Origin of the sequence: Glacieibacterium arshaanense (assembly GCF_004681125.1) — a bacterium.
Lineage (GTDB): Bacteria > Pseudomonadota > Alphaproteobacteria > Sphingomonadales > Sphingomonadaceae > Polymorphobacter_A > Polymorphobacter_A arshaanense.
On the sequence record NZ_SIHO01000003.1, the window covers coordinates 270,245 to 293,400 of the forward strand.

At 65.8% G+C, this 23,156-nt stretch carries 24 protein-coding genes; 4 read left to right on the forward strand and 20 right to left on the reverse strand.

The window, feature by feature from the left end; translation table 11 throughout:
- Positions 1-5: 5 nt before the first annotated feature.
- From EUV02_RS13275 to EUV02_RS13305, 7 genes are all read right to left on the reverse strand, one after another.
- The gene (locus tag EUV02_RS13275) at positions 6-1,886 is read right to left on the reverse strand and encodes an asparagine synthetase B family protein (protein WP_135246771.1); all 1,881 of its coding nucleotides are present in this window, start codon (positions 1,884-1,886) and stop codon (positions 6-8) included.
- Between the two features lie 99 nt (positions 1,887-1,985).
- Complete coding sequence (locus EUV02_RS13280; protein WP_166430629.1) at positions 1,986-3,521, reverse strand: right-handed parallel beta-helix repeat-containing protein; 1,536 nt, start codon at positions 3,519-3,521, stop codon at positions 1,986-1,988.
- Positions 3,522-3,739: 218 nt separating this feature from the next.
- On the reverse strand, positions 3,740-4,918 hold the full coding sequence (locus tag EUV02_RS13285; protein WP_135246773.1) for an acyltransferase family protein: 1,179 nt from the start codon (positions 4,916-4,918) through the stop codon (positions 3,740-3,742).
- 33 nt (positions 4,919-4,951) lie between these two features.
- The gene (locus EUV02_RS13290; protein WP_166430630.1) at positions 4,952-5,680 is read right to left on the reverse strand and encodes an NUDIX hydrolase; all 729 of its coding nucleotides are present in this window, start codon (positions 5,678-5,680) and stop codon (positions 4,952-4,954) included.
- Between the two features lie 49 nt (positions 5,681-5,729).
- Positions 5,730-7,247 carry a DUF1254 domain-containing protein gene (locus EUV02_RS13295; RefSeq protein ID WP_135246774.1) on the reverse strand — a complete coding sequence of 506 codons (1,518 nt, stop codon included), beginning with the start codon at positions 7,245-7,247 and terminating at the stop codon, positions 5,730-5,732.
- Between the two features lie 109 nt (positions 7,248-7,356).
- Complete coding sequence (locus tag EUV02_RS13300) at positions 7,357-7,794, reverse strand: FKBP-type peptidyl-prolyl cis-trans isomerase (protein WP_243445910.1); 438 nt, start codon at positions 7,792-7,794, stop codon at positions 7,357-7,359.
- Positions 7,791-8,894, reverse strand: a complete 1,104-nt coding sequence (locus tag EUV02_RS13305; RefSeq protein WP_135246775.1) for an NADH:flavin oxidoreductase — start codon at positions 8,892-8,894, stop codon at positions 7,791-7,793. Before EUV02_RS13305 ends, EUV02_RS13300 begins: the two co-directional genes overlap by 4 nt.
- A 169-nt stretch (positions 8,895-9,063) precedes the next feature.
- On the opposite strand from EUV02_RS13305, the gene EUV02_RS13310 reads away from it, so the two are divergent.
- Entirely contained in the window at positions 9,064-10,422 is a 1,359-nt protein-coding gene (locus EUV02_RS13310; RefSeq protein WP_135246776.1) for an MATE family efflux transporter, read from the forward strand.
- Positions 10,423-10,506: 84 nt separating this feature from the next.
- Here the strand turns inward: EUV02_RS13310 and EUV02_RS13315 are convergent, their stop codons facing one another.
- From EUV02_RS13315 to EUV02_RS13325, 3 genes are all read right to left on the reverse strand, one after another.
- Positions 10,507-10,809, reverse strand: a complete 303-nt coding sequence (locus EUV02_RS13315) for an antibiotic biosynthesis monooxygenase family protein (protein WP_135246777.1) — start codon at positions 10,807-10,809, stop codon at positions 10,507-10,509.
- A gap of 40 nt (positions 10,810-10,849) precedes the next feature.
- Positions 10,850-11,992 carry an acyl-CoA dehydrogenase family protein gene (locus EUV02_RS13320; RefSeq protein WP_135246778.1) on the reverse strand — a complete coding sequence of 381 codons (1,143 nt, stop codon included), beginning with the start codon at positions 11,990-11,992 and terminating at the stop codon, positions 10,850-10,852.
- Between the two features lie 110 nt (positions 11,993-12,102).
- The gene (locus EUV02_RS13325; protein WP_135246779.1) at positions 12,103-13,311 is read right to left on the reverse strand and encodes an acyl-CoA dehydrogenase family protein; all 1,209 of its coding nucleotides are present in this window, start codon (positions 13,309-13,311) and stop codon (positions 12,103-12,105) included.
- A 174-nt stretch (positions 13,312-13,485) separates the two neighbouring features.
- Here EUV02_RS13325 and EUV02_RS13330 point away from each other — a divergent pair, with 174 nt between their 5' ends.
- Positions 13,486-13,707, forward strand: coding sequence for a hypothetical protein (locus EUV02_RS13330; protein WP_135246780.1), 222 nt, complete (start codon positions 13,486-13,488; stop codon positions 13,705-13,707).
- Here the strand turns inward: EUV02_RS13330 and EUV02_RS15810 are convergent.
- Complete coding sequence (locus EUV02_RS15810) at positions 13,704-14,192, reverse strand: hypothetical protein (RefSeq protein ID WP_207790190.1); 489 nt, start codon at positions 14,190-14,192, stop codon at positions 13,704-13,706. The genes EUV02_RS13330 and EUV02_RS15810 overlap by 4 nt on opposite strands.
- A 70-nt stretch (positions 14,193-14,262) precedes the next feature.
- On the opposite strand from EUV02_RS15810, the gene EUV02_RS13340 reads away from it, so the two are divergent.
- Positions 14,263-15,255 carry an adenosine kinase gene (locus EUV02_RS13340; protein WP_135246781.1) on the forward strand — a complete coding sequence of 331 codons (993 nt, stop codon included), beginning with the start codon at positions 14,263-14,265 and terminating at the stop codon, positions 15,253-15,255.
- Between the two features lie 75 nt (positions 15,256-15,330).
- On the opposite strand, the gene EUV02_RS13345 is transcribed toward EUV02_RS13340, so the two are convergent.
- The 3 genes from EUV02_RS13345 to EUV02_RS13355 form a co-directional block, all read right to left on the reverse strand.
- Positions 15,331-15,786: a GNAT family N-acetyltransferase gene (locus tag EUV02_RS13345; protein ID WP_135246782.1), complete on the reverse strand. Its 456-nt coding sequence runs from the start codon at positions 15,784-15,786 to the stop codon at positions 15,331-15,333.
- 23 nt (positions 15,787-15,809) lie between these two features.
- Positions 15,810-17,330, reverse strand: a complete 1,521-nt coding sequence (locus EUV02_RS13350; protein WP_135246783.1) for an amino acid permease — start codon at positions 17,328-17,330, stop codon at positions 15,810-15,812.
- 112 nt (positions 17,331-17,442) lie between these two features.
- Positions 17,443-17,832, reverse strand: a complete 390-nt coding sequence (locus EUV02_RS13355; RefSeq protein ID WP_135246784.1) for a histidine triad nucleotide-binding protein — start codon at positions 17,830-17,832, stop codon at positions 17,443-17,445.
- 126 nt (positions 17,833-17,958) lie between these two features.
- Between EUV02_RS13355 and EUV02_RS13360 the strand changes: the two genes are divergently transcribed.
- Entirely contained in the window at positions 17,959-18,741 is a 783-nt protein-coding gene (locus tag EUV02_RS13360) for an SDR family NAD(P)-dependent oxidoreductase (protein WP_135246785.1), read from the forward strand.
- A 271-nt stretch (positions 18,742-19,012) separates the two neighbouring features.
- Here EUV02_RS13360 and EUV02_RS13365 read toward each other — a convergent pair whose 3' ends face one another.
- The 6 genes from EUV02_RS13365 to EUV02_RS13390 all read right to left on the reverse strand — a co-directional run bounded on the left by EUV02_RS13365 (position 19,013) and on the right by EUV02_RS13390 (position 22,964).
- Entirely contained in the window at positions 19,013-19,321 is a 309-nt protein-coding gene (locus EUV02_RS13365; RefSeq protein ID WP_424022197.1) for a phosphoribosyl-ATP diphosphatase, read from the reverse strand.
- Positions 19,322-19,341: 20 nt separating this feature from the next.
- Complete coding sequence (gene hisF / locus EUV02_RS13370; protein WP_135246786.1) at positions 19,342-20,103, reverse strand: imidazole glycerol phosphate synthase subunit HisF; 762 nt, start codon at positions 20,101-20,103, stop codon at positions 19,342-19,344.
- Entirely contained in the window at positions 20,100-20,837 is a 738-nt protein-coding gene (gene hisA, locus EUV02_RS13375; protein ID WP_243445911.1) for a 1-(5-phosphoribosyl)-5-[(5-phosphoribosylamino)methylideneamino]imidazole-4-carboxamide isomerase, read from the reverse strand. The genes hisF and hisA overlap by 4 nt, the downstream gene beginning before the upstream one ends.
- Positions 20,834-21,445, reverse strand: a complete 612-nt coding sequence (gene hisH / locus EUV02_RS13380; RefSeq protein WP_135246787.1) for an imidazole glycerol phosphate synthase subunit HisH — start codon at positions 21,443-21,445, stop codon at positions 20,834-20,836. The genes hisA and hisH overlap by 4 nt, the downstream gene beginning before the upstream one ends.
- 135 nt (positions 21,446-21,580) lie before the next feature.
- Positions 21,581-22,177 carry an imidazoleglycerol-phosphate dehydratase HisB gene (gene hisB, locus EUV02_RS13385; RefSeq protein WP_135246788.1) on the reverse strand — a complete coding sequence of 199 codons (597 nt, stop codon included), beginning with the start codon at positions 22,175-22,177 and terminating at the stop codon, positions 21,581-21,583.
- 64 nt (positions 22,178-22,241) lie between these two features.
- Positions 22,242-22,964: a hypothetical protein gene (locus EUV02_RS13390; protein WP_135246789.1), complete on the reverse strand. Its 723-nt coding sequence runs from the start codon at positions 22,962-22,964 to the stop codon at positions 22,242-22,244.
- Positions 22,965-23,156 lie beyond the last annotated feature (192 nt).

Consider the following 23,156-nt stretch of genomic DNA (forward strand, 5'->3'; position numbering starts at 1 on the left):
TAGTTCTACTCCGACGCGGCCAACAACGGGGTGGACGGCAACGATGACCCTCCTTCTATCGCATTGCCTGCGCCGGTTCCGCAACCACCTTCAATGCGGGCCTGTGCACCCAGCGCCTTTGCCATCGCGCAGCAGTTGATAAGGAATCCCAACGTCGGCCGATCAGGCCGCCAGTTGCCCGCGACAAAGCGGTCCAGTGCCGCGTTGTCAAAAATACCCCAGCGCCGCAACGGTGCGATGTCGAGCCCGGCGGCACCGACCTGCGCCCAGAACATCGCCGTGGTGCTCGAAGCCGATACCGTCGCGGCGGGCTTGCGCCGCAGCCGCTGGCCGACCTTCCGCAGTGCTTTCTTGGTGACCGCGCCGGCGCGCGCCAGCAGGCTGCGGACGCCACCCCCGGCCAGCGCACGCGGTGACATACCTGAATCAAGGGCGAGCCCCGCCAGCCCGGCATCGAGCGCCGCCAGCAGCCGCGCCGCCAGCCGTGCGCCGGCCTTTTCCTGCGGTGCCACCGCGCGCGCGAACGCCGTCATGCGCGGATCAAAGAACGGCATCAGGATCTGGCGCTCGTGGCAGATGCCCGAAATGCCGATGCCGCACCAATGCTGCATGCGCTCACGCTCATACAGCGTGTCGATCTTTTGCGCCCATGTGATGCCGCGGCAATCGAGCACGATATCGGCGAGGCGTTCGCGCAGCGCTGGGCGCTGGGCAGCGACAAACGCGCTCGAAAACAGCTGCGGGTCGACCGAATCGTTCGCCAACAGCCGCCAATCGACCAGCCGCAGCGCCATCGCGCGCGTCGGCTCGGCGTCGAGGCGCTGCCCGGCGTAGTAGAAACCACGCAGCGCCTCGCCGTTCTGCCCAGAAAAGCGCGGCGCACGGAATTGCTGGCCGACCGCGGCGATAAGCACGCGGTCGAGCGGGTTGGTACTGAACTGATGGTCGTGCGCGACCTTGTCGAGCAGCGGCGGCAAGTCGACGGTCGCCAGCACCGCATCGGGATCGGCAACGCTGTGCGCCATGCCCTCGCGCGCGGCGATTCGCTTAGCGACCAGCACATCGGGGGCGTCGGGGGTGCCGATGGTGAAGCCGGCATGCGCGCGCCGCGCCGCTGCCGGCAGCGCCGCGAGCAGCAACCGGCTGTCCATGCCGCCGCTCAGTTCGAACTCGGCTTCGGGAAACTGCGCCGCGAGCGCGACCATGATATCGCGCAGCACGCGCGCGCCGTCTTCAACGCTGACACTGTCGGGGGTCGCGGGCGCTGCCATCGGCGTCACCGTCAGCACGCCGTCGTGGACTGTCGCGCTTTCGCCGGCGGCGAGCTTGCGGACGCCGGCGAACGGCGTGTCGGTGCCGACCATCGAGCCGATCTGTGCCATGCCGAACATCGCATCGGCATCGATGCCGCGCCCGAGCAGTTGCGCGCAGGCCAGCGCCGATGATGATATCACCGCCACGCCGTCGCCCTGCGCAACATAGACGTGGCTCAACCCGATGGCGTCGGTGACGACGCGCACGCTGTCGCGGCGGCGGTCGAGCAGCGCCAGCGCGAATGGCGGAGTAAAGTCGCCTGCAGCCGGCCAAGCGGGCGGGCAGCCCAGCCCATGCCAGCGCCGCGCCAGCTCGGGCAGTTCGATGCGGCGCAGATCGGCGGTCGCGACCAATGCCGGCTGCCGACCGGCGACGACCAGCGCGCCGTCATCGATGACCGGCAGCGCACCGGCGCATAGCCAGGTCGTGGCGGCCTTTGCCTGATCAGATGGCGCCGCATCGTCGCCGCGCGCCGCCCGCGTGCCGGTGCCGACCAGTGCCGCGGCGCGCGTCACCAGTGTCGCCAGTTGCGTGCGCTGTGCGGCATTCGCTGAGACAGCGATAAAGTGCATGCTGGATCCCGTGGCGGCCTTTGCCCGTTCTATTGACGACCAAACGCGTGATAATCCAGCAAAATGACGATTGTGCGTGCTTGCTTAGCGGTCGGGCGGTTACGGGCAGCGCCAGTCAGCACCGATCGCCGTGCCGGGTGCGGCCTTTAAACTGGCGCAAACATCGGCCGGCAACGGCCCCGCCTTGGCCAACGTGGCTTCCATCTGGCGCGCGTTGACATCGCGGTCGCCCCCCACCTTCCAGTCACCGGGCTGGGCGCCGGTCACCGTCAGTCCGCTCGATATGTTGTTGGCGATGGTGATGCCGGTGTCGCTTGGCGTCAGCCGGATACCGCCCTTCGGCCCGATCAGGATGTTGCCGGTGATAGTGACGCCGCGCGTATTGGCGCCCCAACTGATCAGCGCCGCAATGCCATCGGCGTCAGCGACGAACACGTTGTGCGTGATGACGAAATTGTGGTCGCCCGGCCCCGGCGCCGACTTGTCGCCGTGGAACGTCATCGGTCGCGTCGATTTGGTCACGGTATTGGCCTCGACCAGCGCACCGCGGTTGTTGAGATACAGCGTGATGGCATTGCCGTGGACGCCGGTGATCTGCGCGAGGCGGTTGCCGCGGATCGTCGAGTTGGCAACGCCGAGCAGCGCGATGCCGGTACGCCCGACGCGTTCGATGCGGTTGTTCTCGATTGTTACGTCCTGCGCCGCGCCAAGCCGCACGCCCGAGCCACGTTCGATCTCGCGGATTTCGTTGCCGGTAATCTTGAGCCCGTTGACGTTGCGCAGCGTGATGACGCCCTGGCCGTTGAACAGCGACGAGTTGCGGAACTTGTTGTTGACGATCGAAATGCCTTGCGAGGCACCGCCGTTGTTGAGCACGCCGACACCTTCGCGGACCGCGCCGTTGCCGCCGGCGAAGTGTTCGAACGCGAAGCCGCGAATTACGATGTTCGAACGTCCGGCCAAGTCGATGGCAAAGCGGCCATTGCCGATCGTCGGGGCCGCGCCGCCGCGCAGCCATGCCACCGCCTTGCCCGGGCTGATGCTGGCATATTGCCCCGCCGCATCAAGCAGCATCGGGCTACCGACAATGGCATAACGGCCGTCGCGGTCGGTGTAGGGATTGACGTCGCCGGGGATGAATACCAGCACATTGCCGCGTGCGCCAACCAGTGTGCGGCGCGTAACCTGGTTGGCTTGCACCCAGATCGACAACTCGGTGCCCTCGGCATTGCCCGCGAGGCGCTTGGCAGCATCGGGCCATTCGAGTTCGCCGCCGCGTACCTTGGCGCCGGCGCTCACCGGAAACTTGGCATAGCTGTCGATATCGTCCGAAAAGAACGGGTCGGGTGGCGCCGGATATTGCCCCTGATACAGGATGCCGGTGTCGTCGAAGAATTTGACCAGCGCGGTCGCCGGCGGTTTGAAACTAATCAGGCTGAGCTGCGCCCAGTTCGGCGCGTTGCCGCAGCGCGCCGCATCGGGGCAGCGTTCGACCGAGGTCACGGCATCGCTGCCATCAAAGATGGCGGGTGCGGCACCCCATTCGTCGCCGACATAGCGAATCGGGGCAGAAGTGCTGCCGTCGGCGGGCATGAGGATGGTGCCGCGATAGGCGACCCCGCCGCGAAAGCGCACAGTATCGCCGGCGCGTAGCTGGGCTGCACCGGCGCTCCCTGTTGCCGCGCGGTCCCCTGGCGCGTGGCGCCATGCGCTAGTAGCGCTGGTGCCAGCGGCACTATCTGCACCCGCTGCATAATCAACATAATATACGGTGGCGGATGCAGGGCGGCACGCGGCAAGCAGCACCAACACCAGCGCTGCACCGACTGCGCGCAGTCTCAATTGCTGCACTATCACGCCGGCAGTACCGCGCGCCGCTTCAGAGCAAGAGCTGGCTCTTCGACCAAATGCCACGAAAGTGCCGCCAGCGGCAACATGATGACGATGCCCCAGACTATATTTGTAAACGGTGCCAGCCCGATGCCAAGCGCGATCGCCACCTGCTGCGCTGGAAAGCCATAAATGTAGATGCCGTAGCTATAGTCCGGAAGGCGTATGCTTGCGGCCTTGATACTCGCTGGCGCACAGAATGCCGCAACCAGCACAAGATAGCCGAAGCTAATCTGGATTGCCATGGTTTTGACCACACCGTCGGGGAGCAAAAGCGCCGCCGCAGCTCCAGCCAGTGCCAGCGGCCACGACAACCAAAGGCGTTCGCGCCAGAGAAAGAACAGCACCCCGAGAAAAAACGAAAATGCCAGCCGCCGCGGATTTTCCAGCACTGGAACAATTTCAGGAGGCACCAAAAGGTGCACGACGGCGGCAATCAGGAACAGCGCCAACAGCAGGCGCCGCGACAACAACAATCCGACCGCACCGATGAGTGCCAGCACGATGTAGCAGCGCACTTCATGCGGTATCGTCCACAGTGATCCATTGACGACATTGGCGAACTGATTGTCATTAAAAATGCCCGGCAACCGGAATTCGCCGCCCCAAAGCAAAGCATTGCGCAGTACGAAGCTGCGCGTCATTGGATCGGAAAGATACTGGCCGAGCGGCAATGTCCCGAATAAAGCCCATAATCCGAACACCATGACCGCAATCATGACCCACAGTCCGGGCAACAACCGTAGTCCGCGCGCCAGTGTAAAGTCGACTGCGCCGCGCTTGATCAAGCTGCCCGTTACAAGAAACCCGCTCAATGTGAAGAACAGGAACACCGCGAGCCGCGATACGGGAAATCCCAATATGGCTACGCTTGGATCGAGGCCCGCCAGTGGCTGCGTCAGATCCCAGCCGTGTGAAAACATCACTGACGAAGCCAGAATCCAGCGCATCGTCGTGAATGCATTCGCATCGGTTTTCATATCGCCGGGAACGAAATAGCGCCCAAACCGGCCGGGGGCCGTGTTGTAGACGGGGTCTGGCCGTGTCGTTGCCTTCAAGGTTCTTGCCTCGTCTAAAACTGCCACATCCCGTCGCCGGCTGCTGTCAATCTTGGCATATGCGCCAATGCCCCACAGGTTCAAGCAGCCATTGCAGCGCTCGGAACTGCGCTCGTGCTAAACCGTCCCCAACCGATGCCCGCCACGCGTGAAGCTGTGGAACGGAATCGGCCGCTCGGGCTCGTTCTCGCGCGCTGCCACTTCGTGGAGGATGGCGCGGGTGATCGACGGCAGGTCGAGCTCCAGCGCCGCGTCCCAGTCGAACCAGGCCAGTTCGTCGAGCTCGCCGCTGCCGGTGCCTGGGTCGAGGCTGACCAGCGCGCGGGCATCGGCGACGAAGAAGCGTGCGTCGAAGCGCCGTGTGCGGCCCGGCGGCGTTATGGCGCGCGCGACAAAGCGCAATGGTTTGAGGTCGGGCAGCACGCCGGCAGCGCGGAAGTCGCGCCAGGCGCCACGGCCCGGGGTGATACCGCTGACCGGCTGGCCGAGCAGCAGCCCGGTTTCCTCGAAGGTCTCGCGCACTGCGGCCATCGCCAGTGCGCGCGGCAGCACGGCGGCGCGCGCGGCGTTGGTGGTGCGCGCCAGTGCAGTGGCGACATCGTCGGCGAGTTCGCGCGCGGCGGCGCCGCGATAATCGCAAAGGTCGATGCGGCCGCCGGGGAACACCCATTTGTCGGGCATGAAGGCATTGCCGCGGTGGCGACGGCCCATCAGCACGCGCGGGGCGCCGGTGTCGCGGCGGATGATCAGCACCGTAGCGGCATCCTTGGGGCGCATTGGCACGCTGCGGCCGTTGGCGGGGATATCGGCGTCGGGGCCGACGGCTTGCGGTGCAGTGCTGGTCATTGTCCGTGATCTTCCCCGATTGTCTGCCGCGTCCGGACTGTTGCCGGGCTTATTGCGGTGTGTCTGCTGCCTCCGGTGCGACGGCGGTGACCATCGGGGCGGTTGCAGCCATTACAGCAGGCGGGCTCCAGCTACCCTTGCCCGCCGGCAGGATCGACGGCGCCTTGGCCTTGGGCATGTACATGCGCAGCACCAGTGAGAACGGGCCGCTCGGTGCCGGCAGCCAGTTCGCTTCCAGCCCGGGGCCCGGCGAAACCGCGCCGAGATAGATGGTGGTCGAACCGTCAGGGCCCTGCACCATGTTTTGCGCCGCCAGCGTATCGACTCGGTAGCGATTGAGGCTGTTGGCGACCAGCCCGCCGGTGCGCGCGTCGTACATCGACAGCGACCAGAAGGCGTTGACCGGCGGCTGCAAGCCCGACGGAAAGGTGATGGTGTAGCGCTTGGCAGCCCCGTCGAGCGGCGCACCGCGGCTGTCCGTGTCGACGGGCAGGAATATTGCGTCGATCGCGCTGGGGCCGAACGGCGTCAGCGATGCAGCGGCGGCGCGCTGCAGGAAGTCGCCCTTGAACGATGACTGGTCGCCGGTGGGAGAGTCGACCCGCCAACCGTTGACGCGCTTTTCAAGCGACTTTGCGCGTTCAGCAATTGCCGCCTTGCCGTCGGCAAAACCGGCCAGGATGGCTTCGCGGGTTTCGGCCGGCAGCTCGTCGAACGACTTTGTGCGCGCTGGCCCGATGCCGATGCGGCCGAAGCGTTTGGCGGTTTCAGGATCGGCAATCTGTGCCATCGGCAGCAGGAAGTTGAGCGTCTTGGCAAAATCGCTGTCAAACGCCGTCGCACTCACCGGTTGCCAGGTGATGGCGGGTGCCGGTGCCGGTGCGGTGCTCGTCGGGCGGAAAATCGACAGCGGCTGCACGGTGAAGCCCGATTGCATGCGCGCCGCGACATCAAGGTCTTCGGGGCCGAACACCTGTGTGCGGTAGATGACGCGGGCGAAATCGGTCGAGCTGCGCAGCAGTTGCTTGACGCCGGTGGGCACCAGGCCGAGGAAGCTCGGCCCCATCAACATGACGCAGCCGGCGGCGCCGCTGCTCTTGCGATTGTCGACCGACCCGACGTTGTACATGTTCATGTCGGTGACCTGGATCGAGAAATAGCGTTCGCTGGCCACGTCGGGGAAGCACAGGACCATAGGCTCGGCGCGCAGATCGGCCTGCAAGGTCGAGATGATGACATCGCCGTTGGGCCGGTTGACCCCCGCAATGCCCGGCGCCGGCAGCACCGCTTCCGACAGGATCGCGCCGATTGGCCCCTTGTACGCCGGCGAATTGGCGTCGATGTTTTGCGCGTGCATCGCGGTGTAATAGGTGACGATCGGATAGCCGGCGATATAGGCTTCCTTGCCAATCGCGCGGGCGTCTTCGGTGCTCAGGCCACGCAGATCGCGGATACGGTCGCAGCCGCTCAGCCCCAGCCCAAGAAGCGCGCCCGCCACCGCCAGCTTAATGGCGACCTGCGCCGTGCGGCGACCCGGTCCTGCACTGTCGCGCGCTCCAAAACGCATGGTCGAACAATCCCTTGTTGGTCTGGCCCAATCGCCGTCATGCCCGCTACGGCGAAGACGTGGCACTTCGTTACCAGAACGCAAAAGTAAATCCACGCGCTTTGTTAGGCTATTGCACTTCGAGCAGTTCGATCTCGAAGAGTAATGTGGCGTTGGGCGGGATGTCCGAGCCCGCGCCGCGCTCGCCGTAACCAGCTGCCGGTGGAATGATTAACGTCCGCGTGCCGCCAACCTTCATGCCGACCAGCCCGGTATCCCAGCCTTCGATGACTTCGCTGCCACCCACCGTGAACACGAACGGGTTGCCGCGGGTGCGCGACGTGTCGAACTGCTTGCCCTTGCCGCCGTCTTGATAGATCCAGCCGGTGTAGTGGACGACGACCAGCGAACCGGGCTTGGCCTCGGCACCGGTGCCGAGCTTGGTGTCGATGACGCGCACGCCGTTCGATTGCACCACCACGGCGGCCTGCGGCGGTGCCGCTGCCATGACCGCGGGTGCCGCCAGCGCCAGTACGGCGGCCGCCATCAGCTTCATCGCGCCGCTCATGCCAGCGTCGCCAGCGCCTGGCGGTCAAACGCGCGCAGATCGCCGAAGCGGCCTTCGCGGACCTTCGCCACCCAGTCGGGGTCAACAATCAGCGCGCGGCCGACAGCGATCAGGTCGAATTCGTCGCGGTCCATGCGTTCGAGCAGGTTCTCGATGCTGGCGGGTTGTGACGCTTCGCCGGCGAATGCCGCGATGAACTCGCCGCTCAGCCCGACGCTGCCGACGCTGATCGTCGGCTTGCCCGACAGCTTCTTCGCCCAGCCGGCGAAGTTGAGGCCATCGGCGCCGTCGATATCGGGGAACTCGGGCTCCCAGAAGCGGCGCTGCGAGCAATGGAAGACATCGGCACCGGCGTCCGACATCGGCGCCAGCCAGGCCTCGAGATCTGCCGGCGTCGTCGCGACCTTGTGGTCGAACGCCTGCTGCTTCCACTGCGAAATTCGGATGATGACCGGATAATCGGGGCCGACTTCGGCACGCACGGCCTTGAGGATTTCGGCCGCGAACTTGCCGCGCTGCGCGATCGTGTCGCCGTTCCAGCTGTCGCTGCGTTCATTGGTGCCGGTCCAGAAGAACTGGTCGATCAGATAGCCGTGCGCGCCGTGCAACTCGATGGTGTCGAAGCCGAGCTTTTTGGCCGCACCGGCAGCCTTGGCGAACGCCGCGACGGTGTCGGCGATGTCGCTCTCGCTCATTTTTTCGCCCCAGGCCTTGCCGGGCTTGAACAGCCCCGACGGGCTTTCCTGGGGCGGCGGCGACGGGTTGGCGTGGTTGATCGCCGCGCCGACGTGCCAGAGCTGTGGCGCAATCAGGCCACCGACGCCATGGACTTCCTTGACGACATTGCCCCAGCCGGCCAGCGCCGCATCGCCGTGGAAACGCGGGATGTTGGGGTCATTGACCGACCCGACACGGTCGATGCCGGTGCCTTCGGTGACAATCAGCCCGACTTCGCCCAAGGCGCGTGCACGGTAATAGGCCGCGACATCGGCGCCCGGCACGCCGCCCGGCGAAAAGCTGCGCGTCATCGGCGCCATGACGACGCGGTTGGGCAATTGCAGCCCGGCCATGTTGAACGGGCGGAAAAGCGGGTTGGACATGCAGCACTCCGGCAAAGTTTGATCCTGGCCGATGTAAAGGCCGTGCAGCGCGGCGGCAAGCGCCCGACCGCGTAGCAATTCTTCGCGCTGCCCCAGTGGCAGTCGCGCATGCGTGACTTGCCGGCGCGATTCGGCTATTGCGGCCGGCTGTTTTGAACCTGGACTAGCAATGACCTCCGCGCCTGCCACCACCGAAGACATCCCCGTTGCCATCGGGCCGCTGCTGCGGCTGGCGGCGCCGGTCGTCGTGTCGCGGCTCGGCATCATGGCTATGGGGCTGACCGACACACTGGTCGTCGGCCGCCATTCGGCGACCGAGCTCGGCTATCAGGCGCTCGGCTGGGCACCCACCGCCATCGTGCTGACCACATCGATCGGGCTGCTCAGCGGCGTCCAGGTGATGACCAGCCAGGCCATCGGCGAAGGTCGTGCCGCCGACACCGGCGCGATCCTGCGGCGCGGGCTGGTCTACTCACTGTGGGTCGGCATCCTCGCCGCGCTCGTGCTCGGCGGCCTCGGCGGCCCGCTGATGCACCATATCGGTCTGGCAACCGACCTTGCTGACGGCTCGACACCGGTGCTGCAGCTGTTTGCGCTGTCGCTGATCCCGATCCTCATAGCCGACACTGGGGTGTTCTGGCTTGAAGCGCACGGCCATCCGGTGCGCGGCATGGTGGCGATGTGGGGCGCCAACGCCGTTAATCTGGTGCTCAACCTGTGGCTGGTCCCCGGCACATCGCCGTTTCCCGTCGCGGGCGCCACTGCCAGCGCCTGGGCGACGCTCGGCGCGCGCGTCGCGCTGCTGGCGTTCGTCGCGGCGCTGATCTTCGGCTGGTCGAAATCGCGCGGGCTCGGCGTGTTCGACAAGGCACCGCGTGACCCGGCCGCCGCCGCCGAAATGCGCCGCGTCGGCTACGGCGCGTCGGTGTCGCACTTCGTCGAAACCAGCGCGTTCGCCGGCATGAGCATCTACGCCGGCTGGCTCGGCGTCACCGCGGTCGCCACTTGGGCGATCGTGCTCAATGTCGCGGCTCTGATCTTCATGGTGCCGCTTGGGCTGGCAGTCGCGACCTCGGTGCTCGTCGGCCGGTCATGGGGCGCCGACGACCTGCCCGCGGTGCGCCGCGCCGGCACTCTGGGCTTCAGCGCGACGCTGGCGGTCACGCTGTTCATCTGCGGCGTCGTCGGCTTTGGCGCCGACCGCATCGCGGCCGCCTATACACTCGATCCGGCGGTGCGTGCCGCCACCACCGCCGCGCTGCTGCTGTCGTGCCTGTTCTTCGTCGCCGACGGGCTGCAGGTCGTCGCGGCGCAATCCTTGCGCGCCCGCGGCGACGTGTGGGTACCGTCACTGACGCACGCCATCAGCTATTCGATGGTCATGCTGCCGCTCGGCTACTACCTCGCGCTGCCCGCCGGCCTCGGCGTGCCGGGCATCGTCTGGGCAGTGATCGCCGCGTCGCTGTGCGCGGCGGGGCTGCTGCTGACGCGGTTCTATTGGACCGCGCGCGGGCTGCATCACGGGTAGGGGTTAAGGGCCTCCGGCGGGCAGGGCCTCAGGCCCTGCACCCATTATTTGGCGCTCTTCAATCGGGTGCAGGGCCGGAGGCTCTTAATACTTCAACTCCAGCGGTGCCGCATAATGTTCAACATGCGGAAACGGCTCGTAAAAGCCGTGCAGCAGTTCGCGCCATTGTTCGTAGCGCGTCGATTGGCGGAAGCCGATGGTATGGTCTTCGAGTGCGCGCCAGTTGACGGTCAGCAGGTAGCGCCCCGGGGTTTCGATGCAGCGCCGCAGCGCCAGATCGATAAACCCCGGTGTTGCGGCGATCAGCGGTCGTGCCTGTGCGAACGCCGCTTCGAACGCGGCCTCGCTGCCTTCACGCACGTCGAGCACGGCGACTTCGAGTATCATGGCACCGCCACGGTCATGCGAAGTCGCCGCATCTCGGATATCAGTCGGTCAGCGCTTCGAAGCGGGCCAGATGGTGATCCATCGAGCCGAACTGGCCTTCGATCATCGTTGCGCGCTTGAAGAAGTGGCCGGTGGCGAGCTCGGTGGTGATGCCCATGCCGCCGTGGATCTGTACGGCGCCCTGGCCGACGGCCTTGCACGCCTTGGCGATCTTGATCTTCGCGGCCGACACCGCCTTGGCGCGGTCGAGCGGCTTTTCGTCGAGCTTGAGCGTCGCCATCAAGGTCATCGAAACCGCCTGTTCGACTTCGAGGAACATGTCGACCATGCGGTGCTGGAGCACCTGGAACTCGGCGATCGCCTTGCCGAACTGCTTGCGCTGCTTGGCATAGTCGAGCGTCAGCGCGTGCAGTGTGCGTGTCACGCCGCAGGCTTCGGCGCACAGCGCGGCGGTGGCTTCGTCGACAACCTGTTCGACCAGCGGCAGGCCCTTGCCTTCCTCTCCAAGCAAGGCGTCTGCGCCGACCTGGACGTTTTCGAAATAGACTTCGCTCGCCTGCGAACCGTCAACCGTCGGATAGTCGCGGCGCGTGATGCCCTTGGCATCGGCGGGAACGAGGAACACCGACACGCCTTCCTTGTCGCGCTGGCCGCCGCCCGAACGCGTTGTGACGATCAGGTGCGTCGCCCAAGGGGCGCCATAAACGACGGCCTTATGGCCGTTGAGCACGTAACCGGCGCCTTCCTTCTTCGCGGTGGTGCGCAGGTCGGACAGGTTGTAGCGGCCCTGCGGCTCGGCATAGGCGAACGCGATGACAACCTTGCCTTCGATGATCTGCGGGATGACAGTGTCGGCAATCGCGCCGCCGACGGCCTTCAGGAAGCCGCCGCCGATCACCACGGTCGACAGATACGGCTCGATGACCAAGGCCCGGCCGAATTCTTCCATGACGATCATGTTCTCAAGCGCGCCGCCGCCAAGGCCGCCATGCGCTTCGCTGAACGGGGCGCCGAGGATGCCGAGCTCCTGCGCGAACGCCTGCCACGTGGCGGGGTTCCAGCCGGCTTTGCCCGCTGTGCCGTTGACCACCGCCATGCGCGCGTCGAACGTGTAGGTGTCGGCGAGGTAGCGCGCGACGGTGTCGCGCAGCATCGTCTGTTCGTCGGTGTAGTTGAAATCCATGTTCGATCCCCAAGAATATCAGGAAGAGCCTCCGGCGGGCAGGGACTAGTCCCTGCACCCAGTTAATGGGTGCAGGGCTCAGCCCTGCCCGCCGGAGGCTCTGTTATAGTTTAAAGGCCCAGCACCGCCTTGGCGATGATGTTGCGCTGGATCTCGTTCGAGCCGCCGTAGATCGAGGTCTTGCGACCGTTGAAATAGGTCGGCGCGGCGCGGTGTGCGTAATCCGGCCCGATCGGGTGCTCGTTGTCGCCTTCGCCGAAGCCGCGGAAGTAGGGCGCGCCATAGTGGCCGACCGCTTCCAACGCCAGTTCGGTGATGCGCTGTTGGATTTCGGTGCCCTTGATCTTGAGCAGGCTCGATTCCGGCCCCGGGCCCTTGCCCGAAGCTTCGCCGGCCAGCGTACGCAGTTCGGTGAATTCCAAAGCGATCAGATCGACTTCGAGTTCGGCAATCTTGCGCTTGAAGAACGGGTTCTTGATCAGCGGCGCGCCGTCTTCCATTTCGCTGCGGGCGATCGTCTTGACGCGCTCGACACCGCGCTTCGAGCGGGCGACGCCGGCAATGCCGGTGCGTTCGTGGGCGAGCAGATACTTGGCGCAGGTCCAGCCCTTATTCTCTTCGAACACGCGGTTTTCGACGGGCACGATGACGTCTTCGAGCCAGACTTCGTTGACTTCGTGCTCGCCGCCCAGCGTGATGATCGGGCGCACGGTGATGCCCGGCGACTTCATGTCGATGAGCAGGAACGAAATGCCTTCCTGCGCCTTGGCAGTCGGGTTGGTGCGGACGAGGAAGAAGCCCCAGTCGGCGTGCTGCGCCATCGTCGTCCAGGTCTTCTGGCCGTTGACGCGGTAGTATTCCTTGCCGTCATCGCCGGTGAAGCGCTCGGCCTTGGTGCGCAAATTGGCGAGGTCCGAACCGGCGCCGGGTTCCGAATAGCCCTGGCACCACCACAGGTCACCCTTCAGGATGGCGGGCAGGTGCTTGGCCTTCTGCTCTTCGGTGCCGAATGCCATGATGACCGGGGCGACCATCGTGACGCCGAACGGCAGCACGGCGATGGTGTCGGCGCGGGCGCATTCTTCCGACCAGATGTAGCGCTGGATCGAATTCCAGCCCGGGCCGCCATACTGAGTCGGCCAGGCCGGCGCGCTCCAGCCACGCTTGCCGAGAATCCTGTGCCACTTGAGCAGGTCTTCCTTGCTCAGTTCCTCGCCCTCGTCGGCCTTGGCGCGGAGGTCGTCGGGATAATTCTCGGCGATAAAGCTACGCACCTCGTCGCGGAACGCGATATCTTCGGCGCTGAAATTCAGGTCCATGCGTCTCTCCCAAGCTTGGTTGACGCACGCGTTAACAACATTGTTCTGGCATGAAAAGTGCCAATTTGTCGCGCTGCGCTGCCGGGGGCACTATGTCGCGGGGCGTCTACGCCGCGCCGGCCATTTTAAACGGCCCCTCTTGAAAACCTTGCGTATTAGTCCGATATGACAGTCATGCTAAACCTGATCTCGCTCCTCATCGGCATCCCCGCGCTCATTGCCGGCATTGTCGCGTTCACGCCGCTGCTTGGCTGGGCCAACTGGCTGGTGATTCCGTTCGCCATTGTCGGCGCCGCCATCGGTGCGATGTCCGACAGCAACGCCGGGCGCAACCTCAACATCCTCGTCATCGCCTTCGGCGTGGCGCGGCTCATGCTCGGCGGCGGTATCCTCTAACTGCGCGGTTTGGCCTTCGGGGTGACCGCCGGGGCAGGAGCGACAGGTGCCGGTGGTGCGACAACCGCAATCGCCTGCGCGCAGGCGCCGGCATCCGTGGGCTTGCCGTCGGGCTTGCGCGCTTCGGCGTAGCGCGCCACCGGTACGGCGCCCGGGGTCGGTGGATAGTAATAGACATCGAGCACGCACTGCGTTCGCGCAAACTGCAGCATCCGCCCCGGCGGCTCGCTGCGGTCTAGCGTCGGTGCGCCGAGCATCGTAGTCGCGGCGGCGGCCGGCTGGCCGGTTATGCGCTCGAGCCCCGGGCTGGGCGGCGGCAGCGGCGCCGGCGGCGGTGTTGTCGGCGCGCATGCCGCGACGAATGCCAGCGCTGCCAGCGCTGCCCCGCGCCGCGATGTCAGAAACATGTCCATGCCATCGACCCTAGCGGCGCGCGCCGCCGGCGTCACCCGCGAACCGCGCAATCTGCCGCGCTGCGCACTCATGTCGGCGGGCGGTGACAAAACCCGTGCCAGCCGCTAACACCGGCACGCACCTCCCTGAAGCAGGAATCACATGACCGCTCCCCGCTACGACGTCCTCGCCATCGGCAACGCGCTTGTCGATGTCATCACCACCGCCGAACCCGAATTCCTCGCCGAACAGGGCATCGAAAAAGGCGGCATGCGGCTGATCGATGCGCACGAGGCCGAGCGGCTGTACCGCGATATGGGTGCCGGGCGCGAAATCTCGGGCGGCTCGGCCGCCAACACCTGCGCGGGCCTCGCCGCGATGGGCGTGCGTAGCGCCTTCGTCGGCCGCGTCGCCGATGACCAGCTCGGCGCCGTCTTCGCGCACGATATCCGTGCCACCGGCGTCGATTATGTCACTGCCGCCAACATCGGCGGTCCGCCGACCGGACGCTGCCTGATCGTCGTCACCCCCGACGGCGACCGCACGATGAACACCTACCTCGGCGCCTGCCAGGAACTCGCCGCCTCCGACCTCGATCACGACATGGTGCGCGATTCGGCGTGGCTCTACCTCGAAGGTTACCTTTGGGATCCGATCGTTCCGCGCACCGCAATGCGTGAAGCCATCGCCGTCGCCCGCGCCGCCGGCCGCAAGGTCGCGTTCACGCTATCGGACACCTTCTGCGTCCTCGGCCACCGTGCCGACTTCCTCGAACTGCTCGAAGGCCATGTCGACTTGATGTTCGGCAATGAAAACGAGGTCAAGGCGCTCTACGAAACCGACAACATCGAATATGCGCTCGATGAGCTGGCCAAGTCGGCGACTATCGCCGTCGTCACTCGCTCCGAAAAGGGCGCTGTAGTGCTCGCCGGCGGCGACCGCCACCTCGTCCCCGCACATCCGGTCGCGCAAGTCGTCGACACCACCGGCGCCGGCGACCTCTACGCCGCCGGCTTCCTTGCCGGCCTGGTTGCGGGCCGCTCGCTCCCCGATTGCGCGGCGCAGGGGGCACTCGCAGCTGCCGAAATCATCAGCCACTATGGCGCGCGGCCTGAGGCTGATTTGCTCGAACTGGTGCGCGAGCGGTTCGAATAGAGCCTCCGGCGGGCAGGGGCTTGCCCCTGCACCCAACAATCGGGTGCAGGCCTCAGGCCTGCCCGCCGGAGGCTCTTAAAGCCTCCGCGTCATGAACACGCTGTTCCGGTCGGGTACATGATCCCCGAACGGCGCGCAGCCGTTGAAGCCATGCCGCCGGTACAGCGCCCGCGCCGGTTCGAAATAGTCGGTCGCGCCGGTTTCCAGGCTCAGCCGCGACATGCCGCGGTCGCGGGCGGTGGCGATGATGTGCGCCAAGATGGCCGACCCGGCACCCTTGCCGCGTTGTGCCTGCGCGGTGTGCATCGATTTCACTTCGCCGTGGTGCGCATCGAGCGTCCGCAGCGCGCCGAGCGCCAGCAGCGTATCGTCGTCCCATGCTGCCCAGATGCTGATGCCGGGGGCGCGCAGGCCGCTGACATCGAGCGCATGCGCGCTGCAGATCGGCACCGAGGCACGCGCGGTTTCGTGGTGGATTTCGAGCAACGCGACGACGCGGGCGTCGTCAAGGTCGGCGGGGATGATCTTCACGGACTATCCCCGCCGCTTGGCCGTTACGGCTTGAGCACGCGCTCGATCGGCGACACCGGCGCATCGATTTCGGCGACTTCCATGATGCCGCGTGCAACGTTCGAACGCGAGCGACCGTAGAAGAAGTAGAAAACCAGACCGATGGCGCCCCAGCCGAAGAACACCAGCTGTGCGGTCAGTGTGAGGAACGCGAACAGCATCAGGCAGCCGGCAGCAGCGAGCGGCCCGACGATCCAAACGGCGGGCGTGGAGAACACGCGTTTGCGGTTGGGGTCGGTGCGGCGCAGCGTCATCACTGCCAATGCGACGAAGAAGAACGCGCACAGTGTGCCGCCGTTCGACACGCTGGCGAGTTGGCCGACCGGGAAGAACGCAGCGGCGATCATCACGGCGACGCCGGTCATGATCGTCACGACGTGCGGCGTGCCGTACTTCGGGTGGACGGTCGACAGCTTGGTCGGCAACAACCCGTCGCGCGACATGACGAAGAACACGCGGGTTTGCGCGAACAGCATCATCAGCACCACCGACGGCAGCGCGAAGCCGGCCGCGAGGCCGAGCATGTTGCCGACGGCCGGGTGACCAATCGAGCGCAACACGTGCGCTAGCGCCTCGTTCGAGCAGACCAGCGGCGAGTCCGTCGCGGCCGAGCAGGCGTCGGCCATTTCCTTCGAACCCGGGATGTATCCCACGCCTGCGGCATCGAGCAGCGGCTGTGCGCCGTAGCTGCCGATCGCGCCGGCGCCGACGAGAAGGTAGAAGATGGTGCAGATCACCAGACTGCCGATCAGACCGATCGGCACGTTGCGCTGCGGGTTGATGGTTTCTTCGGCCGCGGTCGACACCGCGTCAAAGCCGACGAACGCGAAGAAGATGATTGCGGCGGCACCGATCATGCCGTTGACGCCGAGCGGCGCGAACGGGATGAACTTTTCCGACTGGATGGCGGGTACGCTGAGCGCGATGAACGCCACCAGCGCCGAGACCTTAACGACCACCAGCACTGCGTTGACCGTGGCGCTTTCCTTGGTGCCGACGACCAGCAGCCACGTCACCAGACCGACAATAATGACCGCCGGCAGGTTGATGATGCCACCGGCATACGGCCCATTGGCGAATTCGGGCGGAATATGAATGCCGACCAGATGTTCGAGTACGCCCACGGCATAGCCCGACCAGCCGACCGCGACCGCAGCGCCCGCCACCGCATACTCCAGCACCAGCGCCCAGCCGACGACCCAGGCGAGCACTTCGCCGAACGTGGCATAGCTGTAGGTGTAGGCCGAGCCGGCCACCGGCACCATCGCCGCGAGCTCGGCGTAGCACAGTGCCGCCAGCCCGCAGACCACGGCGGCGATGACGAACGACACCAGCATGCCGGGGCCCGCGACTTGCGCGGCTTCGGCGGTGAGCACGAAAATACCGGTGCCGATGATGCCACCGATGCCGAGCATCGTCAGCTGGAAGGCGCCGAGGCTTCGCTTCAACGACTTCTTTTCCGCCGTTGCCAGAATGGCATCGAGCGACTTGATACGCAGATTCATTCAGAATTCCCCTTCAGCGGGGCACGCGCGATATTTCGCGGTTCATGCCCCTGTAACCCATTGCCGCCACACTCGCGCGCCAAGGGGGGCGCGGTCAAGGGGCTTGGGGCTCTCAACCCTCGGTTCGCCGCACCAGCATCGGCCCGAGCTTTCGCCCGCCGAAGATATGGACGTGCAAATGCGGCACCTCCTGATGCGCGTCGAGCCCAGCATTGGCGAGCAGCCTGTAGCCCGGCGCTTCGAGCCCGAGCATTTCACCGACTGTGCCGACCGCGCGCACGAACCCGGCAACCTCTTCGGTGCTCGCCTGCTTTGAAAAGTCCGCCCATGACACATAGCGTCCCTTGGGGATGACCAGCACATGCACAGGCGCCTGCGGGTTGATGTCATGGAACGCCAGCGCCCACTGGTCTTCGTAAACCGTCTTGTTGGGGATCTCGCCCCGCAGGATGCGCGCGAAGATGTTGTTGTCGTCATAGTCGGCAATTGCAGCAACGGGCACAGTAAACCTCCCTCGTTCAATCGTCGCCACTCAAGCAGAATTCAACACGCCAGACCAGCACCACGGGGCTTTACGCCGCGGGCAAACTCCGCAACATGCAAGAAAACCACTTGGGGAGATTTGGTCATGCAGCTTGATTCATCGATTGCCGCGGTCATCACCGGCGGTGCCTCCGGGCTTGGCGCGGCAACCGCGCGGGCACTGGCGGCGCAGGGCGTTCGCGTCGCGCTGTTCGACCTCAACGCCGACCTCGGCGAGGCATTGGCCAAGGAAATCGGCGGCACCTATTGCCCAGTCAACGTCACCTCGTCGGCCGAAGTCGATGCCGGTTTCGCCAAGGCACGCGCCGCGCACGGCCAGGAACGCATCCTGGTCAACTGCGCCGGCGTCGGGGGCTCGTTCAAGACAGTGTCGCGCGACAAGACTAACGGCGAGATCAAGGAATACCCACTCGACAATTTCGAACGCATCATCCAGGTCAACCTCATCGGCACCTTCCGCTGTATCACCAAATCTGCCGCCGGCATGCTGACGCTGCCGCCGCTGCCGGGCGGTGACCGCGGGGCCATCGTCAACACCGCGAGCGTCGCCGCCGAAGACGGGCAGATCGGCCAGGCCGCCTACACTGCGTCAAAGGCCGGCATCGTCGGCATGACGCTGACCGTGGCGCGCGACCTCGCCAGCGAGGCGATCCGCGTCAACACCATCCTGCCCGGCATTTTCGACACGCCGCTGCTGGCGCGCGCCCGCGAGGAGGTCAAGGCCGCACTCGCCGCGCAAGTGCCGTTCCCCAAGCGCCTCGGCCAGCCAGAGGAATATGCGCAATTGGCGCTGACGATGATTACCAACAGCTATTTCAACGGCGAAGATGTCCGCCTCGATGGTGCCATCCGCATGGCGCCGCGCTGAGGCGAGGCGGAAGGGCCTCCGGCGGGCAGGGCCTGGGGCCCTGCACCCATTTATAGTGCGCCAAACAATCGGGTGCAGGCCTCAGGCCCTGCCCGCCGGAGGCCCTTTGCTTCCCATTGGCAATTGGTGCTGTCCTACACGGAACAAATAGGGAACAATCGTGACTCGAAAGGAGGAGGTTCATGATTGTTCTCGACACGGCAGCGCTGGTCGGGCTTGCCGCCGTCATCACCAGCGTCTCGGCGCTGGTCTGGTCGCTGCGCCGCCGGCGCTAGCGCTTGCGCGACGCTTTTTCCGCCAACCCCGACACGCCTTCGCGGCGCACCAGTTCGGCAGCGATGTCGGCAGGCGTGATACCCGCGTCGGCGAGCAGCACGCTCAGGTGGAACAGCAGGTCGGCGGTTTCGCCGACCAGCGCCAGCTTGTCCTGCGCGACGGCAGCAATGACGGTTTCGACGGCTTCCTCGCCGAGCTTTTGCGCGATCTTGACGCGGCCTTTCGCCGTCAGCCGCGCGACGTAGGAGGTTTCGGGGTCGGCGCTGCGGCGTTCGACCACGGTCGCGTAAAGGCGTTCGAACATCTCGCTCAGGCTGGCATCGGTCATTGGCGCACCTCGATACCGGCAGCGTGCATCACCGCCTTCGCCTGTGCAATGCTTGCTTCGCCGAAGTGGAAGATCGACGCCGCCAGCACCGCACTCGCACCGCCCTGCAGCACGCCCGCGACGAGGTCATTCAGGCTGCCGACGCCGCCCGATGCCACCACCGGCACTGGCACCGCGTCTGCCACCGCGCGCGTCAGCGCCAGGTCATAGCCGCCGCGCGTGCCGTCGCGGTCCATGCTGGTCAGCAGGATTTCGCCGGCACCCAGTTGCGCCGCTTCGATGGCGAAGCCCACCGCATCGATGCCGGTGGCGTGGCGGCCACCGTGGGTGAAAATCTCCCAGCGTCCCGGCGACACTGATTTGGCATCGATGGCGACCGTCACGCATTGTTCGCCAAAATGCCGTGACAGCTCTGCGATAAGCTGCGGTCGTGCCACCGCCGCCGAATTGACCGCGACCTTGTCGGCGCCCGACAGCAGCAGCGCGCGGGCGTTTTCAATCGAGCGCACGCCGCCGCCAACCGTCAGCGGCATGAAGCATTGGTCGGCGGTGCGCCGCACGATGTCGAGCAAAGTGTCGCGGCCTTCATGGCTGGCGCCGATATCGAGGAACGCCAGTTCATCGGCACCCGCAGCGTCATAAGCGCGCGCCGCTTCGACCGGGTCGCCGGCGTCGCGCAGGTCGACGAAGTTGACGCCCTTGACCACGCGCCCGTCCTTGACGTCGAGGCAGGGGATGATGCGGACCGCCAAACTCATGCGGCGAGACCAATAGCCTCGGCCACGCCCAGCCGCCCGTCATAGATCGCGCGGCCGCAGATGACGCCTTCGATGCCGTCGGCAACGTGGCCGCGCAGCTGGATGATATCGTCCGGCCCCGCCACACCGCCGCTGGCGATGACCGGCAGCGCACACGCGCGCGCCAGTGCCACCGTCGCCTCGACATTGACGCCCTTGAGCATCCCGTCGCGCCCGACATCGGTGAAAAGCAGCGCTGCGACGCCGGCATCCTCGAAACGCAACGCCAGTTGATGGACACTGACGGTCGACACATCAGCCCAGCCGCGCGTCGCCACCATGCCGTCCCAGGCATCGACCGCGACGATGATCTGGCCCGGCGCCGCCTTGGCGGCCGCGCGCACCAACTCTGGGTCCTCAAGCGCCGCAGTCCCCATCACCACGCGCGCCACGCCAAGCTTCAGCCAGCCGTCGATGGCGGCACGCGTCCGCACCCCGCCGCCAACCTGCACGCGGCCGGGGAATGCCTTCAAAATCCGCTCGACCGCCGCGCCGTTGACGCTGGTGCCGGCAAATGCGCCGTCGAGATCGACGACATGCAGCGCGCGCGCACCCGCCGCCGCAAACGCCGCCGCCTGTGCTGCCGGGTCATCGGCATAAACTGTGGCGCGCGCCATATCGCCCTCGGCGAGCCGCACGACCTGACCGCCCTTGAGGTCGATCGCCGGATAAATCGTCAAACGCGTGCTGCTCAAGGCGCCCACTCCAAAAACCGCGCCAGAAAGCCCAGCCCGACCGTCTGGCTCTTTTCCGGGTGAAATTGCACGCCGAGCAGATTGTCGCGGCCGGTCACCGCCGCAACCTCGCCGCCATAGTCGCTGACCGCCAGCACATTGGCGCTGTTGTCCGCCTTAAACCGGTAGCTGTGGACGTAATACGCCCGCACCCCGTCCATGCCCGCCAGCACCGGATGCTGCCCGCGCACCGCCAGCGTGTTCCACCCCATGTGCGGCACTTTCAGCGCCGCCGGATGCATGCGCTCGACAATCCCGTCGATCCAGCCGAGCCCGGCATGCACGCCATGCTCATGCCCCTCGGTGGCCAACAACTGCATCCCGACGCAAATCCCCAGGAACGGTACGCCGCGCGCCTTGACCGCGTGGGTCAACGCATCCTCTAGCCCGCCAATCCCGCGCAGCGCACCGATGCACTGCCCGAACGCCCCGACACCCGGCAGCACGATGCGGTCCGCCGCCGCGACCACCGCCGGGTCACCGGTGACGGTGACATCCGCGCCGACGGCTTCGAGGGCTTTGGCGACCGAGCGCAAATTGCCGGCGCCGTAGTCGATGACGACAGTCATCAAGAGCCTCCGGCGGGCAGGGCCTCAGGCCCTGCACCCACAAACTCGCGGCGCGTATTCACAGCAGTGTCCGACAGTCTGATAGCGCGCCCCAACATATGGGTGCAGGGCCTGCGGCCCTGCCCGCCGGAGGCTCTAAACACCACCCAGCGTACCCTTTGTCGACGGCACCGCATCCAGCTTGCGCGGATCCAGCGTCACCGCCGCACGCAGCGCCCGCGCCAGCCCCTTGAAGCAGCTTTCGACGATATGGTGGTTGTTGACGCCGTACAGCGTCTCGATGTGCAGCGTCACACCGGCGGTCTGCGCGAACGCGGCGAACCATTCCTTGAACAGCTCGGTATCCATGTCGCCGAGCCGCGGTTGGCTGAAGCTGGTGCGCCACACCAGGTACGGCCGCCCCGAAATGTCGAGCGCGACGCGGGTCAGCGTTTCGTCCATCGGGATCAGCGCGTCGCCGTAACGGGTGATGCCCTTGCGGTCGCCGAGCGCCTGCGCGAACGCCGTGCCAATGGCGAGTGCCGAATCCTCGGTGGTGTGGTGCGCATCGATGTGCAGATCGCCGAGGCCACGGACATGCAGGTCGATAAGCGAATGCCGCGACAGCTGTTCGAGCATATGGTCGAGAAACCCGATACCGGTGGCCACGTCATAGACGCCGCTACCGTCAAGGTTGAGCGTGACGGCAATCTGTGTCTCGCCCGTCACCCGTTCGATGGTCGCTGTGCGCATGACATCCTCCTGCGCGCGCTGCCTAGTGCAAGCGTGCGCGCGGGGCAAGCTTGGGCGCGCCGCATTACCCCGTCCAGATGCGCGGCGTTGGTGGTTCGGGGCGCTCCCACCGGTCTGGTGCATCGCGTTGCGCAAACGGCGGGATATCCGGTGGGTCGATCGGTGGCTCGGCCCTTTCGAGCCGAGCGCGCCTGTGCAAATTCGGCCTGGGCGCAGACCCCGGTTGACCCGGCACCCCATAGAGTCTGTCCATGGCGTCTGCCTCGCTGATCCCTGTCACGGCTTCGGTTTCCTCGACCGGTTCGGCCGCAAGCTTGCGTGCCAATTTCCTGAATTTGTCGACCGCCATCTGGCGGTCGAACTTCGGTTCGCGCGCGGCCCGGCGCGCGGCGGCGCGTTCGGGCGTGTCATAGATGGCGAGCAGCCGCATCAGCATGGCGTTGTCGTAGTGGTGCATCGTCCGCACCGGCTTGCCTTCGACCAGCACGGTCGATTGAACGCCGTCGACTGCGCGTTCGTACGCCACCGACTTCAGCACCGCGACACCGTCTTCGATGGCGGCGTCCCAGGCGCGGCGGAAGTCACGCCCGCCCTTGGCGTTGCGCAGCAGATAGGCACCGGTCTTCGACATGCCGACGGCGGCGGCCGCCTGCGCGACGCTGCCGGTGGCGGCAAGCACGCTGATGAACTCGCGCTGGCGCTGCGGGCTCCAGCCGCCAACACTGGCGCGGCGCGGCACCGGCAGGAAGGTCAGGTTGGGCGGAATGTCGATTCGGGTTCTTTTCATGCATCTTGTTTAACCAAAAAGGTTGTTAAAGTCAAGCCCAAACCTGCAGCAGTGGTTAAACAGGTTCGGTATTGGCGCCGCAGCATGTCGGGAAATATTACACTTTTGAAATGAACTCCGCATAAGTTTCAAATAATTAACCATGAAACCAGCGCGTTATCCGTGCCAATGAAACTGGCACGCTTGTTGCGC

Excerpts from the sequence above, each read along its gene's own strand:
- EUV02_RS13275 (WP_135246771.1), bottom strand. The coding sequence starts at position 1,886 with ATGCACTTTATCGCTGTCTCAGCGAATGCCGCACAGCGCACGCAACTG.
- EUV02_RS13290 (WP_166430630.1), bottom strand. The coding sequence starts at position 5,680 with ATGACCAGCACTGCACCGCAAGCCGTCGGCCCCGACGCCGATATCCCC.
- EUV02_RS13295 (WP_135246774.1), bottom strand. The coding sequence starts at position 7,247 with ATGCGTTTTGGAGCGCGCGACAGTGCAGGACCGGGTCGCCGCACGGCG.
- EUV02_RS13300 (WP_243445910.1), bottom strand. The coding sequence starts at position 7,794 with ATGAGCGGCGCGATGAAGCTGATGGCGGCCGCCGTACTGGCGCTGGCG.
- EUV02_RS13305 (WP_135246775.1), bottom strand. The coding sequence starts at position 8,894 with ATGTCCAACCCGCTTTTCCGCCCGTTCAACATGGCCGGGCTGCAATTG.
- EUV02_RS13310 (WP_135246776.1), top strand. The coding sequence starts at position 9,064 with ATGACCTCCGCGCCTGCCACCACCGAAGACATCCCCGTTGCCATCGGG.
- EUV02_RS13315 (WP_135246777.1), bottom strand. The coding sequence starts at position 10,809 with ATGATACTCGAAGTCGCCGTGCTCGACGTGCGTGAAGGCAGCGAGGCC.
- EUV02_RS13320 (WP_135246778.1), bottom strand. The coding sequence starts at position 11,992 with ATGGATTTCAACTACACCGACGAACAGACGATGCTGCGCGACACCGTC.
- EUV02_RS13325 (WP_135246779.1), bottom strand. The coding sequence starts at position 13,311 with ATGGACCTGAATTTCAGCGCCGAAGATATCGCGTTCCGCGACGAGGTG.
- EUV02_RS13330 (WP_135246780.1), top strand. The coding sequence starts at position 13,486 with ATGCTAAACCTGATCTCGCTCCTCATCGGCATCCCCGCGCTCATTGCC.
- EUV02_RS15810 (WP_207790190.1), bottom strand. The coding sequence starts at position 14,192 with ATGAGTGCGCAGCGCGGCAGATTGCGCGGTTCGCGGGTGACGCCGGCG.
- EUV02_RS13340 (WP_135246781.1), top strand. The coding sequence starts at position 14,263 with ATGACCGCTCCCCGCTACGACGTCCTCGCCATCGGCAACGCGCTTGTC.
- EUV02_RS13350 (WP_135246783.1), bottom strand. The coding sequence starts at position 17,330 with ATGAATCTGCGTATCAAGTCGCTCGATGCCATTCTGGCAACGGCGGAA.
- EUV02_RS13360 (WP_135246785.1), top strand. The coding sequence starts at position 17,959 with ATGCAGCTTGATTCATCGATTGCCGCGGTCATCACCGGCGGTGCCTCC.
- EUV02_RS13365 (WP_424022197.1), bottom strand. The coding sequence starts at position 19,321 with ATGTTCGAACGCCTTTACGCGACCGTGGTCGAACGCCGCAGCGCCGAC.
- hisF (WP_135246786.1), bottom strand. The coding sequence starts at position 20,103 with ATGAGTTTGGCGGTCCGCATCATCCCCTGCCTCGACGTCAAGGACGGG.
- hisH (WP_135246787.1), bottom strand. The coding sequence starts at position 21,445 with ATGACTGTCGTCATCGACTACGGCGCCGGCAATTTGCGCTCGGTCGCC.
- hisB (WP_135246788.1), bottom strand. The coding sequence starts at position 22,177 with ATGCGCACAGCGACCATCGAACGGGTGACGGGCGAGACACAGATTGCC.
- EUV02_RS13390 (WP_135246789.1), bottom strand. The coding sequence starts at position 22,964 with ATGAAAAGAACCCGAATCGACATTCCGCCCAACCTGACCTTCCTGCCG.